Raw genomic sequence first — 15319 nt, 5'->3', positions numbered from 1 at the left:
GTCCCGGCATTCGCCGGGATGAGCGGATCAATGGAGGCGCCTTGTCCTACAACGGCAGCTGCACCGTGCTCTTCACCTCTTCCAGCACCGCATAGGTCCGCGTCTCGCGCACGCCGGGCATCTTGACCAGGATGTCGCCCAGGAAGCCGCGATAGGCCTCCATGTCGCGCACCCGGGCCTTGATCAGGTAGTCGAAGCCGCCGGCCACCATGTGGCACTCCAGGATCTCGGGCGCGCGCCGCACGGCCGCGCCGAACTCCTCGAAGACGTCGCCGGTCGTGCGGTCCAGCACCACCTCGACGAAGATCAGCAGCGCGCGGTCCACCTTGGCCGGGTCCAGCAGGGCCGCGTAGCCGGTGATGAAGCCGCGCTCGCGCAGCCGCCGCACGCGGTCGAAGGTGGCGGCCGGCGACAGGTTGCAGCGCTTGGCCAGCTCGGCGTTGGTGATGCGGCCGTCGGCCTGCAGAACCTTCAGGAGCCTGCGATCGGTATCATCCAGAGCAGACATGGCCATTCTCCATTCTTGCCGAAGATTGTTCGGAAATTGACATCAACAAACAAAGCACCTTCGACGCAAGTCGCACTATACCCTCGATCGTCCTAGCCAACCGGCCCGCCACTCCCCCCTCGGCGCCCGGTCGGGCAGGAACAGCCTCCGCCACTCCCCCCGGCGGAGCGCAGACGCGGCGCCCTCTCCCCCGTAGGCGCCGTGTGAGAGCGGAAGGGACGCGCGACCTCCCCCCGTATCGCGTCCCTTCCCACCTCTCCCCTTCCCCATCCGGTCCAGCACGATCATGCTCCGCCCAGCCTCGCGCGCGGCGGCCTGTCGCACGTCCGCGGGCGCGCTGGAGCCGACGACGAAAATCGGCGTTTTCGCCGAAGATCATACACCTCCACCACCCAACAAACGAAGCACCTTCGAACAAGCCGGCGATATAGCGACGATATCCTATAGCGAGGCGACCATGACCGATTGGGACTCCCTGGACGACGGCAAGTATCGCGACGAGGCGGCGGTGATCGCCGACCTGCTGGCCGCCCAGCCCCTGAGCAGCGAAGACCGCGCCGCGGTCCGCGCCGAGGCCGAGGCCCTGGTGCGCGGCGCCCGCCGCAGCGTCCGCAAGCAGGGCGTGGTCGAGAGCTTCCTGCAGGAGTTCAGCCTGGGCACCCGCGAGGGCCTGGCCCTGATGTGCCTGGCCGAGGCCCTGCTGCGCACGCCCGACGACGACACCCGCGACAAGCTGATCGCCGAGAAGATCGGCTCGGCCGACTGGGCCAGCCACCTGGGCGGCAGCGACAGCCTGTTCGTCAACGCCTCGACCTGGGGCCTGATGCTGACCGGCAAGATCGTCGAGCCCGACGAGGACGCCAAGCGCGACCTGCCCGGCTTCATCAAGAAGATCGCCGGCCGCCTGGGCGAGCCGGTGATCCGCGCCGCCGTCGGCCAGGCCATCCGCATCATGGGCGAGCAGTTCGTGCTGGGCCGCACCATCGAGGCGGCCATCAAGCGCGCCGCCAACGACGGCGACATCTGCAGCTTCGACATGCTGGGCGAAGGCGCCCGCACCGCCGCCGACGCCGCCCGCTACGAGAAGTCCTACGCCGACGCCATCGAGACGGTCGGCAAGCTGTCACGGGCCAACGGCGCCTGGGCGGGTCCGGAAGCCGGTCACGGCGTGTCGGTCAAGCTGTCGGCCCTCACCCCGCGCTATGAGGCGACGCAGGAAGCTCGCGTCTGGGACGAGCTCTATCCGCGCGTCCTGCGCCTGGCCAAGATCGCCGCCAAGCACGACCTGAACTTCACCATCGACGCCGAAGAGGCCGACCGCCTGGCCCTGTCGCTGAAGCTGCTGGACCGCCTGTGCCGCGAGCCCGAGCTGGGCCAGTGGACCGGCCTGGGCCTGGCCGTCCAGGCCTACCAGAAGCGCTGCCCCGAGGTGATCAAGCGCCTGACGGCCCTGTCCCAGGAAACCGGCCGCCGCCTGATGGTCCGCCTCGTGAAGGGCGCCTACTGGGACAGCGAGATCAAGCGCGCCCAGGTGGCCGGCCGTCCGGACTATCCGGTCTACACCACCAAGCCCGCCACCGACCTGTCGTACCTGGTCTGCGCCAAGGCCCTGATCGAGGCCGCCCCGCACCTCTACGCCCAGTTCGCCACCCACAACGCCCACACCCTGGCGGCCGTGGTGCGGATGTCCAAGAACGCCGGCGTCAAGATCGAGCACCAGCGCCTGCACGGCATGGGCGAGGCGCTCTACAAAGCCGCCGACGACCTCTATGACGGCGTCGTCCTGCGGGCCTACGCGCCGGTGGGCGGCCACGAGGACCTGCTGCCCTATCTGGTCCGCCGCCTGCTGGAGAACGGCGCCAACACAAGCTTCGTCCACGCCCTGTTGGACGAGCGGGTGCCCGTTGAGAAGGTGGTGGTCGACCCGATCACCGCGGTCGAGGCCCACCCCGACCGCCACGCCAAGATCCCGACGCCGACCGACGTCTACGGTCCGCGCCGCAGGAACAGCGCCGGCCTGGACCTGTCGACCAAGGCTGACCGCGACCGCCTTTCGGCCCATGTCGCCGAGCTGGACAAGCTGACCCTGTCGGCCGGCCCTCTGATCGGCGGCAAGCTGACGGCCGGCGCCCCGCCGATGCCGGTGCAGAGCCCGACCGACCACGACCGCGTGGTGGGCGTGGTGTCCGAGGCCCAGCTGCCGCAGATCGACCAGGCCTTCCGCCTGGCCCGCGCCGCCCAGCCCGCCTGGGACCAGGCCGGCGGCCCGGCCCGCGCCGAGGTGCTGCGCGCCATGGGCGACGCCCTGGAAGCCAATATCGAGCGCCTGTGCGCCATCCTCTCGCGCGAGGCCGGCAAGACCCTGCCCGACGCCATCGCCGAGGTGCGCGAGGCCGTCGACTTCTGCCGCTACTACGCCAAGCTGGCGGAAGAGCAGTTCGGCCTGGCCGGCGAGGTCCTGACCGGCCCGGTCGGCGAGACCAACACCCTGCGCCTGGCCGGGCGCGGCGTCTTCGTCTGCATCAGCCCGTGGAACTTCCCGCTGGCCATCTTCACCGGCCAGATCGCCGCCGCCCTGGCGGCCGGCAACGCGGTGCTGGCCAAGCCGGCCGAGCAGACCCCGCTGATCGCCTTCGAGGCGGTGAAGCTGTACCACGCCGCAGGCCTGGACCACCGCCTGCTGGCCCTGCTGCCGGGTCGCGGCGAGACGGTCGGCGCGGCCCTGACCGCCCACGAGGGCCTGGACGGCGTGGCCTTCACCGGCGGCACCGACACCGCCTGGCGGATCAACCAGACCCTGGCCCAGCGGCAAGGCCCGATCGTGCCGTTCATCGCCGAGACCGGCGGCCTCAACGGCATGTTCGTCGACACCACCGCCCAGCGCGAGCAGGTGATCGACGACGTGATCCTGTCGGCCTTCGGCAGCGCCGGCCAGCGCTGCTCGGCCCTGCGCCTGCTGTTCCTGCCGGAAGACACCGCCGACCACATCATCGACGGCCTGAAGGGCGCGATGGACGCCCTGGTGATCGGCGATCCGGCCCTGGCCGTCACCGATGTCGGCCCGGTGATCGACGCCGAGGCCAAGGCGGCGCTGGACAAGCACCTGGTCCGCCTCAAGCACGAGGCCAAGGTCCTGCACAGCCTGCCGACGCCGGAAACCGGGACCTTCTTCGCCCCGGTCCTGGCCGAGATCCCGGCCGCCGACTTCCTGGAGCGCGAGGTGTTCGGCCCGATCCTGCACGTGGTCCGCTACAAGCCCGAGGACCTGGAACAGGTGGCCGGCGCCCTGGCGGCCCGCCGCTACGGCCTGACCCTGGGCGTCCATTCGCGGATCGAGAGCTTCGCGGCCGACGTCCAGCGGCTGGTCCCGGCCGGCAACTGCTACGTCAACCGCTCGATGACCGGCGCCGTGGTGGGCGTCCAGCCGTTCGGCGGCGAGGGCCTGTCGGGCACCGGCCCCAAGGCCGGCGGTCCCCACGCCCTGATGCGCTACGCGGTCGAGCGCGCGCTCAGCATCAACATCACCGCCCAGGGCGGCGACCCGTCGCTGCTGAACCTGTAAGGCCGATCGGCCCCCTCCCGGCGGGAGGGGGCCGACCTGACCGTCACACCTTGGCGCCGAGGGTGGCCAGAAGGTCGTCCAGCTGCCTGAACTGCTCGGGCGTGGTGTCCTCCATCCCGATGAAGGACTCGTCGAGCGCTTCCTGCGTGGGATACAGCTCCTGCAGGACCAGCAGCGTCTTGCCGCCCTTGTCCTCGAAGGTCACCGTGGTGACCGCGCCGCCGTCGCCTTCCTCGTTGGTCCAGACCAGGCGCGCCAGCGGCACCACCTCGATGTACTTGCCGAAGAAGGCCATGGAATTGGCGGCGTCCTTGCCGAACACCACGCGGTAGCCGCCGCCGGTGCGGACATCCATCTCGCAGGACAGCATCGGCACCCCGCTCGACTTCGGGGCCCACCACAGCTGGAACAGCTCGGGCTTGGTCCACGCGTCGTAGACCAGGCGAACCGGGCCGTCGAAGACCCGCGTCACGACCAGCTCGCGCCCGGACGTCCGTTCGACCGCCGTGCGGCCGTCACCCATTCTTTCGCCCATCGTTCTCTTCCTTCCGTTTCAAGGCCTCGACGACATGGTCCAGCATGTCGAAGCGGGTCTTCCAGATGTGGCGGCGGCTCTCGATCCAGGCCGCCTCCTCCTCGAGCCCGGCCAGACCCAGCTTGCAGGTCCGCACGCGCCCGACCTTCTCGGTCGTCACCAGCCCCGCCTGCTCCAGGACGCCGACGTGCTTCTTCATGCCCGTGAGGGTCATGTGGAACCGGTCGGCGAGCTCCGTGATCGACGCGTCTCCCTGTCCCAGCTGCTCCAGGACCCCACGGCGGGTGGCGTCCGACAGCGCGGCGAAGGAGGCGTCGAGGCGATCTGATGAATACTGAACCATTTGGTTCAGTATGTAGCCCAGACATCGGCGTTATGCAACAGGGGTCTAGCCGCCCTGCGCCTGGGACGCGTGGAAGACCTCCAGCTGAGCGGCGAACGCGCGCTGGTAGGCGGGCCGGGCCTCGGCGCGGGCGACATAGGCGGCGAGGTTGGGAAACTCGTCCAGCAGGCCCGCCCCGCGCACCCGCAGCAGCACCGAGGCCATCATCAGGTCGGCGGCGCTGAAGTCGCCGTCCAGCCAGTCGGCCTCGCCCAGGCGGTCGGAAAGCTCGCCCAGCCGCGCGCGGATGCGGTCGTGGACCATGGCCAGCCGCTCGTCGTGCCAGCTCTTGTCGCGCTCGGCGAACATGACGAACTGCAGCTCGACGATCGACTGCTCCACCGTGCTGAGCGCGGAGAACATCCAGGTGATCGCCCGCGCCCGGGCCTTGGGCTCGTCGGGCAGCAGGCCGGCATGGGTGTCGGCGATGTGGAAGACGATGCCGCCGGATTCGAACAGCACCAGGTCGCCTTCCTCGTAGGTCGGGATCTGGCCGAACGGGTGCAGCGCCCGATGGGCCGGCGCCTTCATCTCGGGAAAGGTCACCAGCCGCACGTCGTAGGGCTGGCCCACCTCCTCCAGCGCCCAGCGCACGCGCATGTCGCGCGCCAGGCCCCGGCCGCGGTCGGGCGAGGCCTTGAAGGCGGTGATGGTGGGGCGCGGCGAGGTCATGGCGTTTCTCCGGTGGCTCACGGCGACGGTCTTCCGCATCGCCTTGGTTGTCCCGAGGACGCGCGGCGGGCGCGCGCCCCGACACAGGACAGCATTTTTCCACGCGCGGCGATGCCGGGACGGTCGCGGGCATTCCGAAAACAAATTTATTTAATCCCTTCCCTCGCGCCGCCGCCGTCCGCTAGGCTGGGGCAAAACAAGGGGAGGCAAGCATGCTGTCGAGACGCCGTCTGATGGTCGCCGGGACCGCCGCCATGGCCGCGGGCTCGGCCGGGGCCGCCTGGAGCGCCGCGCCGCCTTCCACCTTCGTCACCGTCAAGGACGGCCGCCTCAGCCTGGGCGGCAAGCCCTACCGCTTCGTCGGCGCGAACCTGTGGTACGGGGCCTGGCTGGGCTCGCCGGGCGTATCCGGAGACCGCGCGCGGCTGGGCCGCGAGCTGGACCGGCTGAAGGCCCTGGGCGTGACCAACCTGCGCGTCCTGGGCGCCGGCGAGCGCTCGCCGGCCAAGGTGGCCATCGACCCCACCTTCCGCGGCCCGGGCCAGGACTACGACCAGGACCTGCTGAAGGGCCTGGACGTGCTGCTGGCCGAGATGGCCAAGCGCGGCATGAAGGCGGTGATCTACGTCAACAACTTCTGGGACTGGTCGGGCGGCATGCCGGCCTATCTGCGCTGGACCGGCAACGGGACGTGGTTCCAGCAGGGCGATCCGGCCCACCCCTGGCCCGAATTCGCCGACTACTCGGCCCGCTTCTACGGCGATGCGAAGGCGCAGGACCTGTTCCGTCACTACCTGCGGGCCCTGGTCGGCCGGGTCAGCAGCGTGACCGGCAAGCCCTATCGCGACGACCCCACGATCATGGCCTGGCAACTGGCCAACGAGCCGCGCCCGGGCGGCAGCGAGGCCTTCGGCGTCCCCAACCTGCCCACCTACTACCGTTGGATCGCCGAGACCTCGGCCCTGATCAAGACGCTGGATCCCCACCACCTGGTCACCACCGGCAGCGAGGGCGCCATGGGCTGCCTGGAGCGCGAGGCCTGCGTGGTCGAGGCCCACAAGCCGGCCAGCATCGACTACCTGACCCTGCACGTCTGGCCCAACAACTGGGGCTGGATCGACTTCAAGAACCAGCCGGCCACCTACGACGCCGGCGAGGCCAGGTGCCGCGACTACGTGGCCCGCCACATCGCCATCGCCAAGCAGATGAGCAAGCCGCTGGTGATCGAGGAATTCGGCCTGATCCGCGAGGATCGCGCCTTCACCCCGGGCAGCCCGACCGCCTATCGCGACCGCTTCTACCGGATGATGTTCGGCCTGGTGGAAGCCGACATGAAGGCCGGCGGACCGTTGGCGGGGACCAACTTCTGGGCCTGGAACGGCGAGGGCCGCGCCCAGCACGCCGACGCCTGGTTCAAGATGGGCGACCGCGCCTATGTCGGCGATCCGCCGCAGGAGGAACAGGGCCTGTTCGGGGTGTTCGACGCCGACGCCTCAACCCTGGCCGTCATCCGCGACCACGCCACGGCCGTGGCGGCGCTCTAGCATCAGGCCCCTCCCCAGCCAGGCTTGGCCGTGCTTATGCTGCCGCCGTCGAAACACGGTTCGGGGATCATGGTTCAGCTTGTTCGTCCGGCGCTGGTCGCCCTGTCCGCCGCGATCCCCTTGGTCGCCCCCCTCGCGGCTCCCGCGACCGCCCAGGCCCAGGACCTGACGCCGATCCTCGGCGACTGGTACGGGACGCTGAACGTCGGGGTGAAGCTGCCGCTGGTGCTGCACGTCCAGGCCGACGGAACCGGCAGCATCGACAGCCCTTCCCAGGGCGCGTCGGGCCTGCCCGCCACCGTCAGCCTAAGCGGCTCGTCCCTGACGGTGGTGCTGACCAGCCCCGCCGCCCGCTTCGAGGGAACGGTCGCCGCCGACGGCGCCAGCCTGGCGGGCGCCTGGCGCCAGGGCGGCGGCTCCGCGCCCCTGACCTTCACCCGCACCGCGCCGGCGGCCGCCGTGCGTCCCCAGACGCCCAAGCCGCCCTTCCCCTATCGCGCCGAGGAGGTCGCCTACGTCAATCCGGCCTCGGGCCTGAAGCTGGCGGGAACCCTGACCCTGCCCCAAGGCGCCGGCCCCTTCCCCGTCGCGCTGATGATCACCGGTTCGGGCAGCCAGGACCGCGACGAGACCATCGAGGGCCACAAGCCGTTCCTGCTGATCGCCGACGCCCTGACCCGCAAGGGCGTGGCCGTGCTGCGGGTCGATGACCGCGGCGTCGGCGGCTCGGAAGCCGGCAAGACGCTGATGGCCGCCACCAGCGCCGACTTCGCCACCGACGTCGAGGCCGGCGTGGCCTTCCTGCGGACCCGCAAGGACATCGATCCCGCGCGTGTCGGCCTGATCGGCCACAGCGAGGGCGGGCTGATCGCGCCGATGGTGGCGGCCAAGGATCCGCGCATCGCCTTCGTGGCGATGATCGGCGGGCCGGGCGTGAACGGCGAGCGGGTGCTGCTGAGCCAGACCCGCGCCCTGATGCTGGCCCACGGCGCGCCGCTGGCCCAGGTCGAGACGGCCTCGACCGAGAACCGCGCCGCTTACGAGATCGTCAAGGCCGAGCCCGACCAAGCGGCGGCGGCCGCTAAGCTGAAGGCGTTGTTCGTGGCCGGCGGGACGCCGGACGCCGCCGCCGAGCGCAAGGCCGCCATGCTGACCCTGCCCTGGATCCGCTACTTCCTGACGGCCGATCCGGTCCCGAACCTGAAGGCGCTGAAATGCCCGGTGCTGGACGTCAACGGCGGCCAGGACCTGAACGTCATTCCGGCCATCAACCTGCCGCCGATGCGCGCCGCCCTGGCCCAGAATCCCGACGCCACGGTCAAGGAGTTGCCCGGCCTGAACCATCTGCTGCAGACCGTGCCGCCGGGCCAGACCCCCGGCTACGGCGCGATCGAGGAGACCATGGCGCCGGCCGCCCTGGCGGTGATCGTCGACTGGGTGACGGCCCACGCGAAGGGCTGACCTTTCTCAAATCCGCTCGTCACGGGGTATGCGGAAAATGGGTTTTCGCACCTTGTCACCGGTGTCATTTTCTATCCCGCTAGTGCGCCGCCAAGACGCCGGAGGAAGCCCATGGACACCTCGAACCCCCTCGACCGTCGCCAGCTGCTGATCGCCGGGGGCGCGGTCGCCGCCGCTGGCCTCGCGCCCAGCCTGGGCCAGGCCGCGAGTGCGAAGCCGGGTCCGGTGGTGGCCACCACCTACGGCAAGGTGCGGGGCGCGACGGGTGAAGGCGTCCAGGTGTTCAAGGGCCTGCGCTACGGCGCCGACACCGGCGGCGCGGGACGCTTCATGCCGCCCCAGCCGCCCAAGCCCTGGACCGGCGTCGCCGACGCCCTGGCCTATGGCGCGGCCTGCCCGCAGGGCAAGGGCGAGGACGGCGAGAGCCAGAGCGAGGACTGCCTGTTCCTCAACGTCTGGACTCCCGCGAAAGCCGGCAAGAAGGGCGGGCTGGCCGACGGCGTGAAGCGGCCGGTGATGTTCTACATCCACGGCGGCGCCTACAACACCGGCTCGGGGGCCAGCCCCTGGTACGACGGGACCAAGCTGGCCAAGCGCGGCGACGTGGTGGTGGTGACGGTCAACCACCGCCTCAACGCCTTCGGCTACCTGTACCTGGCCCGACTGTTCGACGATCCGTCGGTGGCCGACAGCGGCAATGTCGGCCAGATGGACCTGGTCCTGGCCCTGCAATGGGTGCGCGACAACATCGCCGCGTTCGGCGGTGATCCGGGCAATGTCATGCTGTTCGGCCAGTCGGGCGGCGGGGCCAAGATCGCCACCCTGATGGCCATGCCGACGGCCAAGGGCCTGTTCCACCGCGCCGCGACGATGAGCGGCCAGCAGGTCACCGCCGCCGGCCCGTTCAACGCCACCAAGCGCGCCAAGGGCTTCATCGACAAGCTGGGGGTCAAGGACCTGGCCGCCCTGCGCGCCCTGCCCGCCGAGACCTTCCTGAACGGCCTGAAGGCCACCGATCCGATCGCCGGTAGCGGCGGCGTCTATATGGGCCCGGTGCTGGACGAGCGGACCCTGACCCGCCACCCGTTCTTCCCTGACGCCTCGCCCGTGGGCCTGTCGGTGCCGATGATGTGCGGCAACACCCACGACGAGGTGCGCGGCTTCGTCGGCTACGACAAGAGCCTGATGAACCTGACCTGGGAGCAGGTGATCGCCAAGCTGCCCAGCCAGTTCAACGCCCGCGTCGACATCGATCCGGCCACGGTGGTGGCGGCCTATCGCAAGATCTATCCGGACTACACGCCCTCGGACGTTTACTTCGCGGCGGCCACCGCCGGCCGCTCGTGGAAGGCGGCGATCATCCAGGACGAGGAACGGGCCAAGGCCGGCGCCCCCGCCTGGGCCTACCAGCTGAACTGGCGCGCGCCCAAGGACGGCGGCTTCTGGGGCGCGCCCCATACGCTGGACATGCAGCTGGTGTTCGGCAATTTCGACGCCCCGGGCGTGATCACCGGCTCGGGCCCCGACGCGGTGGCCATGCACGAGACCCTGGCCGACGCCTTCATCGCCTTCGCGCGCACGGGCAACCCCAACACCTCGTCCCTGCCCAACTGGCAGCCCTACGAGCTGCCGCGCCGCCAGACCATGGTGTTCGACACCGTCTCGCGCCTGGAGGACGACCCGCGCGGGGCCGAGCGCGAGCTGTTCAACAAGGTCCCGTTCACGCAGTTCGGGACGTAGGGCTAGGCCGCCACCTCGTCCTCTTCATCCTCGTCCTCGTCGTCCTCGGGCCAGACGCCCAGGGCGGCGTCGCGGAGGGCTTCGGCGCGGTCGGCGATCTCGGCGGTCAGGTCGTCGTCGAGGCCGCGCGCCTCCAGGACCAGCACCAGATGGCCGACCATGTGGTCGAGGTCGTCGTCCTCCAGCCCTTCTTCCGACAGCCAGGCCAGGGCCGGCGTCAGGCGGGTCTCGTCGTTGTTGTCGAGGTCCAGCGCCGCGGCCATGAAGGCCCGCACGCCCGGCGAGATCACCGGGCCGACCAGATGGGCCAGCAGGTCGTCTTCCTGGGCGCGCTGGAAGAAGTCGTCGAGGGCGGCGTTGGCGACGGCCTCGCCGCCGATGCGTTCATAGGTCATGGGATCCTCGCGGAAGGGTCGCAGGTGAACCGGAACGCGAAAAGGCTATCACGCTCCCCGGCGGGGAGCGTGATGCGGCCATGACAGTCTGGTAGTCGTTTTGTGGAAGCTGCGCCTTGTGGGCGAGGCTTACTTCGCCGCGTCCATCAGGCCGGCGAAGCGCTCGAACAGATAGAGGCTGTCGGTCGGGCCGGGCGAGGCTTCGGGGTGGTGCTGGACGCTGAACACCGGCTTGTCGGTCAGGGCGATGCCGGCGTTGGTGCCGTCGAACAGCGAGACGTGGGTCTCGGTGACCGCCTTCGGCAGCGAAGCGCTGTCGACGGTGAAGCCGTGGTTCATCGAGACGATCTCGACCTTGCCGGTCGTCAGGTCCTTCACGGGGTGGTTGGCCCCGTGGTGCCCCTGCTCCATCTTCACGGTCTTGGCGCCCACCGCCAGGGCCAGCATCTGGTGGCCCAGGCAGATGCCGAACACCGGCTTGCCGCTGTCCACCAGCTTCTTGATCTCGGGCACGGCGTATTCGCCGGTAGCGGCCGGGTCGCCCGGGCCGTTGGACAGCAGCACGCCGTCGGGATTGCGGGCCAGGATGTCCTCGGCCGAGGTGTTGGCCGGCACCACCGTGGCGCGGGCGCCGACATGGGCCAGGGCGCGCAGGATGTTGCGCTTGACGCCGTAGTCCAGGACCACGACCTCGTACTTGGGCTTGTCCAGCTTGGCGTAGCCTTCCGGCCACGACCACAGGCCCTCGTCCCAGGTGAAGGTCTGGGTGGTGGAGGCGTCCTTGGCTAGGTCCAGGCCTTCCAGGCCGGCCCAGGCCTTGGCCTTGGCGACCAGGGCGGGGATGTCGAATTCACCGGTCGGCGAGTGGGCGATCACGCCGTGCGGCATGCCGGTCTCGCGGATCTTGCGGGTCAGGGCGCGGGTGTCGACGCCGGCCAGGCCGATCATGTTGCGACGCTTCATCCAGCCGTCGAAGTCGCTGTCGGCGCGCCAGTTGGCCTGGTCGGTCGGGGCGTCGCGGAAGATCGCGCCGCGGGCGGCCGTCTCGGCGCCGCCGGCCATCTGCTCGATGTCCTCGACGTTCGTGCCGACATTGCCCACGTGCGGGAAGGTGAAGGCGACGATCTGGGCCATGTAGGAGGGGTCGGTCAGGATCTCCTGATAGCCGGTCATGGCGGTGTTGAAGCACACCTCGCCGACCGCATCGCCGATCGCGCCGCAGCCCACGCCTTGCAGGATGGTGCCGTCGGCCAGGGCCAGGATACCGGTGACGCCGGGGAGAAGGTCTTGGGACATCTCGGAAAGCGCCTCCTAAACGCGTGGTGGGGGTGTCTATTGTCGCAAAAAGGCGGGTCGAGGTGTACCCCGACCCGCCGCGCAAACGGCGGCGTGTCTAGGGGGGTATGACGGGGGGGTCAACCCCCTGGATCACGGGAGTCGGAGCTTGGCCCCACATTCCCGTGATCGGTGAAAGAGTCCCCTCGCGCGGGAAGCCTCCAAGCCCTTATGCTTGAAGGGTTAAGCGCCACAAGAAGCACGAGAACACGGGAGGACGGCCCATGCTCGAGTTGCGTCCCAATTGCGAGTGCTGCGACCGCGACCTGCCGCCCGACAGCCCGGACGCGCGGATCTGCACCTTCGAGAGCACCTTCTGCATCGCGTGCGTGGAGACGCGATTCTCGGGCGTCTGCCCCGACTGCGGCGGCGACTTCTCGGCTCGCCCGATCCGCCCCGCCGGGGCCCTGCACCGGTTCCCCGCCTCGCTGCGCCGTGTCTACAAGGGCCACCGGACCTTCGCCGCGCGCCCGGCGCCGACGGACAACCGACAGCCGCCGCCGTCCTGGGTGTAGCGCCCGGGCTGTAGCGCTCGGGGTCCAGCTGTCGCTTCGGCGCCACGGCTGGAACAACTTGTCGCAGGAACGCATCCGTCGGCGACGGCGGCGCGTTAATATCTTGGAGCTTACAGTCAAGCTCCAAGGAGCAGACCCATGAGCACCCTCGTCGCCCGCATCGCCCCAGTCCCCGCCGCCGGCTGGTTCGGCCTGGTCGAGACGGGCCTGCGCGTGCTGCTCGTGGCCGCCGTGCCGGTCAGCGCGGCGATCTTCGTGACGCAGTGGTTCTAGGTCGAAAAACCTAGCTTGGCCCTAGGAACGTCGGGCAGCCGACATCGTTTGCAGAGGCATGGGCGGGGGCGCCCTAGCTGTGTCTGTAAGTCTGCATGTCGGATTCCTATGACGATCCCGCCCAAGAACCGGCCTCGGCCGTGTCGGCGAACCTGACGGAGCAGATGCTCCACCTGACCAACCGGTTCGAGCAAGAACGCCTCAAGCTGGAGGAGCGCACGTTCCGCGGCGAGGGCGAGCCGATCCAGGACGTCGAAGGCGACGGCGAGGAAGGCTGACGCCCGCGCCGCGTGGCCGCACGCGACGTCTTGGCCTGGACGCCCGACGCGGCGTATCACCCGGCTTCGGCCCGGAGAGCCCCCAATGCCCGTCACGACGGTCGGCGTCGACGCCGACGACACCCTTTGGCACAACGAGACGATCTTCCGCCTGACCCACAAGCGGTTCGTCGAACTGCTGGCCCCCTACGGCGACGCCGAACAGATCGACGCCAAGCTGGCCGAGACCGAGAAGCGCAACCTGCGGCTCTACGGCTACGGGGCCAAGGGCTTCACCCTGTCGATGATCGAGACGGCGATGGACCTGACCGACAGCCAGGTCAGCATCGGCGTGATCCGGCAGATCCTGGCCGCCGGCCGCGAGATGCTGACCGAGCCGGTCGAGCCCTTGCCCGGCGTCGAGAAGGCCCTGGCGACCCTGTCCGAGCGCTACCGCCTGGTGCTGATCACCAAGGGCGACCTGCTGCACCAGGAGCAGAAGCTGGCCGCCTCGGGCCTGGGCGACCTGTTCGCCGCCGTCGAGATCGTCTCCGAAAAGGACGCCGACACCTATCGCCGCGTCTTCGCCCGCCATGGCTCCGGGCCGGAGCAGGCGGTGATGGCCGGCAATTCGGTGAAGTCCGACATCATCCCGGCCCTGGACGCCGGCGCCTGGGCGGCGCTGATCCCGTATCCGCTGGTCTGGGCGCACGAAGCGGCGACGGCGCCGAAGGAGCATCAGCGGTATGCGGAGCTGGGGTCGATTTCCGAGCTGCCGGGCTGGGTGGACGGGCTGAAGTAACCTTCTCCCAGAGGGAGAAGGAGGGGCCCGCGCCGAAGGCGCGGGAGGATGAGGGGTTACACCCTCGACCGGCGTGCCGGCACGCCGTCAACCGTTCCTAACCCCTCACCCTCCCACCGCTAAGCGGCGGGTCCCTCCCTCTCCCTCCGGGAGAGGGTTCTCGGTTTCGCGCCCAGCCCGCTGATCCAGTCCCGCGCCGGCCGCTCGAACAGCACCAGCGACAGATAGGCCGCCGGGATCAGGGCCAGCACCCAGAACAGCACCCACAGCCGCAGGGCGTCGCCGGTCAGGCCCCAGGCGGCCACGCCCACCCAGTTGATCCCCATCTTCAGGGCGATCGGGTGCAGCAGGTAGAGGCTGAAGCTCAGCTGGGCCCAGGGCGCCAGGCGGCGGCTGACCCCGCCCTGCGTCCCGGCCGCGTCGGCCGCCACGCCGGCCAGGCCCAGGGCGTAGACGATCAGCAGCAGCAGGGTCCGCTCGATCCGGAAGGTCGAGGCCACGAGGAACGCCGCCAGCAGCCCCCACATCCAGAAGCGCGCCAGGGGCAGCTTGCCCAGCGGCTCGCGCAGCTGGAAGGCCAGCATGCCCAGCAGGAAGCCCGGCACGGCGCGCAGCACGCCGAAGTTCCAGGTCCACTGGTGGAAGGGCATCTCGCCGTCGGGATTGAGCAGCAGGACCACGAAGCTGGCGACGGCCACGACCGCCGTCACGATCCGCCCGCGCCCGGTGATCCAAAACAGCAGCGGCAGGGCCAGGTAGAGGCCCATCTCGGCGCTGATGGCCCAGCTGACGAAGTTCCAGGTCTGGGAATGGCAGGTATGCCAGGCGTGGACGAACAGCACGTTGGGGACGATGCAGGCGAGGTCGTAGCGCTTGGGGTCGACGTCGCCGCCCCAGTGCAGCACCCCGGCCGCCCAGACGCCCACGAACACCAGCATCGTGGCCCAATGCAGCGGCCCCAGCCGCGCCACCCGCTTCTTCAGGAAGGTCCCGTACTTGGCCCAGCTCGTCAGCCGGCCGGTGTAGATCGCCGCCATGACGTAGCCGGAGATCAGGAAGAACAGGTCCACGATCAGGCTGAAGCCCTTGATCATGTCGTCGGCCACCTGCCAGCGGCCGTCCAGGTTGATGTAGCGGTTGAAGTGGAAGACCACGATCATCAGCGCCCCGACGATCCGCAGGGCGTCGAGGTGCAGCATGTCCTCGGAGTCGGGCTTGAGGGCGGGTAGCGCTTTCATCCGGTCAGGGATGAGACGCGGCGAGGCGATGGTCAAGCTCGTGATCGGGGACATGCCCTTGCGGCGTGTCCCCAACAGCAGGCGCGGCGCTCATTCATGG

At 69.8% G+C, this 15319-nt stretch carries 15 protein-coding genes; 8 read left to right on the top strand and 7 right to left on the bottom strand.

Features of this window, described 5'->3' with window-relative positions; translation table 11 throughout:
- Positions 1 to 46 precede the first annotated feature (46 nt).
- Positions 47 to 514, bottom strand: coding sequence for an Lrp/AsnC ligand binding domain-containing protein (locus tag AC1U89_RS01800; protein WP_029914036.1), 468 nt, complete (start codon positions 512 to 514; stop codon positions 47 to 49).
- Positions 515 to 965: 451 nt separating this feature from the next.
- Here AC1U89_RS01800 and putA point away from each other — a divergent pair, with 451 nt between their 5' ends.
- Positions 966 to 4070 (top strand): bifunctional proline dehydrogenase/L-glutamate gamma-semialdehyde dehydrogenase PutA, encoded by a 3105-nt coding sequence (gene putA / locus AC1U89_RS01795; RefSeq protein WP_479897938.1) that lies wholly within the window; start codon positions 966 to 968, stop codon positions 4068 to 4070.
- 43 nt (positions 4071 to 4113) lie between these two features.
- Here putA and AC1U89_RS01790 read toward each other — a convergent pair whose 3' ends face one another.
- Genes AC1U89_RS01790 through AC1U89_RS01780 form a run of 3 tightly spaced genes read right to left on the bottom strand, consistent with a single transcriptional unit; the run spans position 4114 to position 5659 of the window.
- The gene (locus AC1U89_RS01790) at positions 4114 to 4605 is read right to left on the bottom strand and encodes an SRPBCC family protein (protein ID WP_479897937.1); all 492 of its coding nucleotides are present in this window, start codon (positions 4603 to 4605) and stop codon (positions 4114 to 4116) included.
- Positions 4586 to 4948, bottom strand: a complete 363-nt coding sequence (locus AC1U89_RS01785; RefSeq protein WP_479897936.1) for an ArsR/SmtB family transcription factor — start codon at positions 4946 to 4948, stop codon at positions 4586 to 4588. The genes AC1U89_RS01790 and AC1U89_RS01785 overlap by 20 nt, the downstream gene beginning before the upstream one ends.
- 45 nt (positions 4949 to 4993) lie before the next feature.
- Positions 4994 to 5659: a glutathione S-transferase family protein gene (locus AC1U89_RS01780; RefSeq protein WP_479897935.1), complete on the bottom strand. Its 666-nt coding sequence runs from the start codon at positions 5657 to 5659 to the stop codon at positions 4994 to 4996.
- Between the two features lie 212 nt (positions 5660 to 5871).
- On the opposite strand from AC1U89_RS01780, the gene AC1U89_RS01775 reads away from it, so the two are divergent.
- The 3 genes from AC1U89_RS01775 to AC1U89_RS01765 all read left to right on the top strand — a co-directional run bounded on the left by AC1U89_RS01775 (position 5872) and on the right by AC1U89_RS01765 (position 10404).
- On the top strand, positions 5872 to 7203 hold the full coding sequence (locus AC1U89_RS01775) for a glycoside hydrolase 5 family protein (RefSeq protein WP_479897934.1): 1332 nt from the start codon (positions 5872 to 5874) through the stop codon (positions 7201 to 7203).
- A gap of 69 nt (positions 7204 to 7272) precedes the next feature.
- Complete coding sequence (locus tag AC1U89_RS01770) at positions 7273 to 8664, top strand: alpha/beta hydrolase family protein (RefSeq protein WP_479897933.1); 1392 nt, start codon at positions 7273 to 7275, stop codon at positions 8662 to 8664.
- A 111-nt stretch (positions 8665 to 8775) separates the two neighbouring features.
- Positions 8776 to 10404: a carboxylesterase/lipase family protein gene (locus AC1U89_RS01765; RefSeq protein ID WP_479897932.1), complete on the top strand. Its 1629-nt coding sequence runs from the start codon at positions 8776 to 8778 to the stop codon at positions 10402 to 10404.
- Between the two features lie 2 nt (positions 10405 to 10406).
- Here the strand turns inward: AC1U89_RS01765 and AC1U89_RS01760 are convergent, their stop codons facing one another.
- Positions 10407 to 10799, bottom strand: coding sequence for a globin family protein (locus AC1U89_RS01760; RefSeq protein WP_479897931.1), 393 nt, complete (start codon positions 10797 to 10799; stop codon positions 10407 to 10409).
- Between the two features lie 129 nt (positions 10800 to 10928).
- Positions 10929 to 12095: a glutamine-hydrolyzing carbamoyl-phosphate synthase small subunit gene (carA, locus tag AC1U89_RS01755; protein ID WP_479897930.1), complete on the bottom strand. Its 1167-nt coding sequence runs from the start codon at positions 12093 to 12095 to the stop codon at positions 10929 to 10931.
- A gap of 263 nt (positions 12096 to 12358) precedes the next feature.
- Here carA and AC1U89_RS01750 point away from each other — a divergent pair, with 263 nt between their 5' ends.
- From AC1U89_RS01750 to AC1U89_RS01735, 4 genes are all read left to right on the top strand, one after another.
- The gene (locus AC1U89_RS01750; protein ID WP_479897928.1) at positions 12359 to 12649 is read left to right on the top strand and encodes a DUF1272 domain-containing protein; all 291 of its coding nucleotides are present in this window, start codon (positions 12359 to 12361) and stop codon (positions 12647 to 12649) included.
- 138 nt (positions 12650 to 12787) lie between these two features.
- Positions 12788 to 12922: a hypothetical protein gene (locus AC1U89_RS01745; RefSeq protein WP_479897927.1), complete on the top strand. Its 135-nt coding sequence runs from the start codon at positions 12788 to 12790 to the stop codon at positions 12920 to 12922.
- A gap of 95 nt (positions 12923 to 13017) precedes the next feature.
- Positions 13018 to 13200 carry a hypothetical protein gene (locus tag AC1U89_RS01740; protein WP_479897926.1) on the top strand — a complete coding sequence of 61 codons (183 nt, stop codon included), beginning with the start codon at positions 13018 to 13020 and terminating at the stop codon, positions 13198 to 13200.
- A gap of 85 nt (positions 13201 to 13285) precedes the next feature.
- Positions 13286 to 13981 carry an HAD family hydrolase gene (locus AC1U89_RS01735; RefSeq protein ID WP_479897924.1) on the top strand — a complete coding sequence of 232 codons (696 nt, stop codon included), beginning with the start codon at positions 13286 to 13288 and terminating at the stop codon, positions 13979 to 13981.
- Positions 13982 to 14100: 119 nt separating this feature from the next.
- On the opposite strand, the gene AC1U89_RS01730 is transcribed toward AC1U89_RS01735, so the two are convergent.
- Positions 14101 to 15273, bottom strand: a complete 1173-nt coding sequence (locus tag AC1U89_RS01730; RefSeq protein WP_479897923.1) for an acyltransferase family protein — start codon at positions 15271 to 15273, stop codon at positions 14101 to 14103.
- Positions 15274 to 15319 lie beyond the last annotated feature (46 nt).

It is taken from the genome of Caulobacter sp. 05T431 (assembly GCF_056665975.1).
Note: the sequence above shows the minus strand (reverse complement) of the source record. Positions and strands in the feature narration are given on the sequence as shown.

Excerpts from the sequence above, each read along its gene's own strand:
- AC1U89_RS01765 (WP_479897932.1), top strand. The coding sequence starts at position 8,776 with ATGGACACCTCGAACCCCCTCGACCGTCGCCAGCTGCTGATCGCCGGG.
- AC1U89_RS01775 (WP_479897934.1), top strand. The coding sequence starts at position 5,872 with ATGCTGTCGAGACGCCGTCTGATGGTCGCCGGGACCGCCGCCATGGCC.
- AC1U89_RS01750 (WP_479897928.1), top strand. The coding sequence starts at position 12,359 with ATGCTCGAGTTGCGTCCCAATTGCGAGTGCTGCGACCGCGACCTGCCG.
- AC1U89_RS01730 (WP_479897923.1), bottom strand. The coding sequence starts at position 15,273 with ATGTCCCCGATCACGAGCTTGACCATCGCCTCGCCGCGTCTCATCCCT.
- AC1U89_RS01760 (WP_479897931.1), bottom strand. The coding sequence starts at position 10,799 with ATGACCTATGAACGCATCGGCGGCGAGGCCGTCGCCAACGCCGCCCTC.
- carA (WP_479897930.1), bottom strand. The coding sequence starts at position 12,095 with ATGTCCCAAGACCTTCTCCCCGGCGTCACCGGTATCCTGGCCCTGGCC.
- AC1U89_RS01790 (WP_479897937.1), bottom strand. The coding sequence starts at position 4,605 with ATGGGCGAAAGAATGGGTGACGGCCGCACGGCGGTCGAACGGACGTCC.
- AC1U89_RS01770 (WP_479897933.1), top strand. The coding sequence starts at position 7,273 with ATGGTTCAGCTTGTTCGTCCGGCGCTGGTCGCCCTGTCCGCCGCGATC.
- AC1U89_RS01735 (WP_479897924.1), top strand. The coding sequence starts at position 13,286 with ATGCCCGTCACGACGGTCGGCGTCGACGCCGACGACACCCTTTGGCAC.
- AC1U89_RS01740 (WP_479897926.1), top strand. The coding sequence starts at position 13,018 with ATGTCGGATTCCTATGACGATCCCGCCCAAGAACCGGCCTCGGCCGTG.
- AC1U89_RS01785 (WP_479897936.1), bottom strand. The coding sequence starts at position 4,948 with ATGGTTCAGTATTCATCAGATCGCCTCGACGCCTCCTTCGCCGCGCTG.
- AC1U89_RS01745 (WP_479897927.1), top strand. The coding sequence starts at position 12,788 with ATGAGCACCCTCGTCGCCCGCATCGCCCCAGTCCCCGCCGCCGGCTGG.
- AC1U89_RS01780 (WP_479897935.1), bottom strand. The coding sequence starts at position 5,659 with ATGACCTCGCCGCGCCCCACCATCACCGCCTTCAAGGCCTCGCCCGAC.
- putA (WP_479897938.1), top strand. The coding sequence starts at position 966 with ATGACCGATTGGGACTCCCTGGACGACGGCAAGTATCGCGACGAGGCG.
- AC1U89_RS01800 (WP_029914036.1), bottom strand. The coding sequence starts at position 514 with ATGGCCATGTCTGCTCTGGATGATACCGATCGCAGGCTCCTGAAGGTT.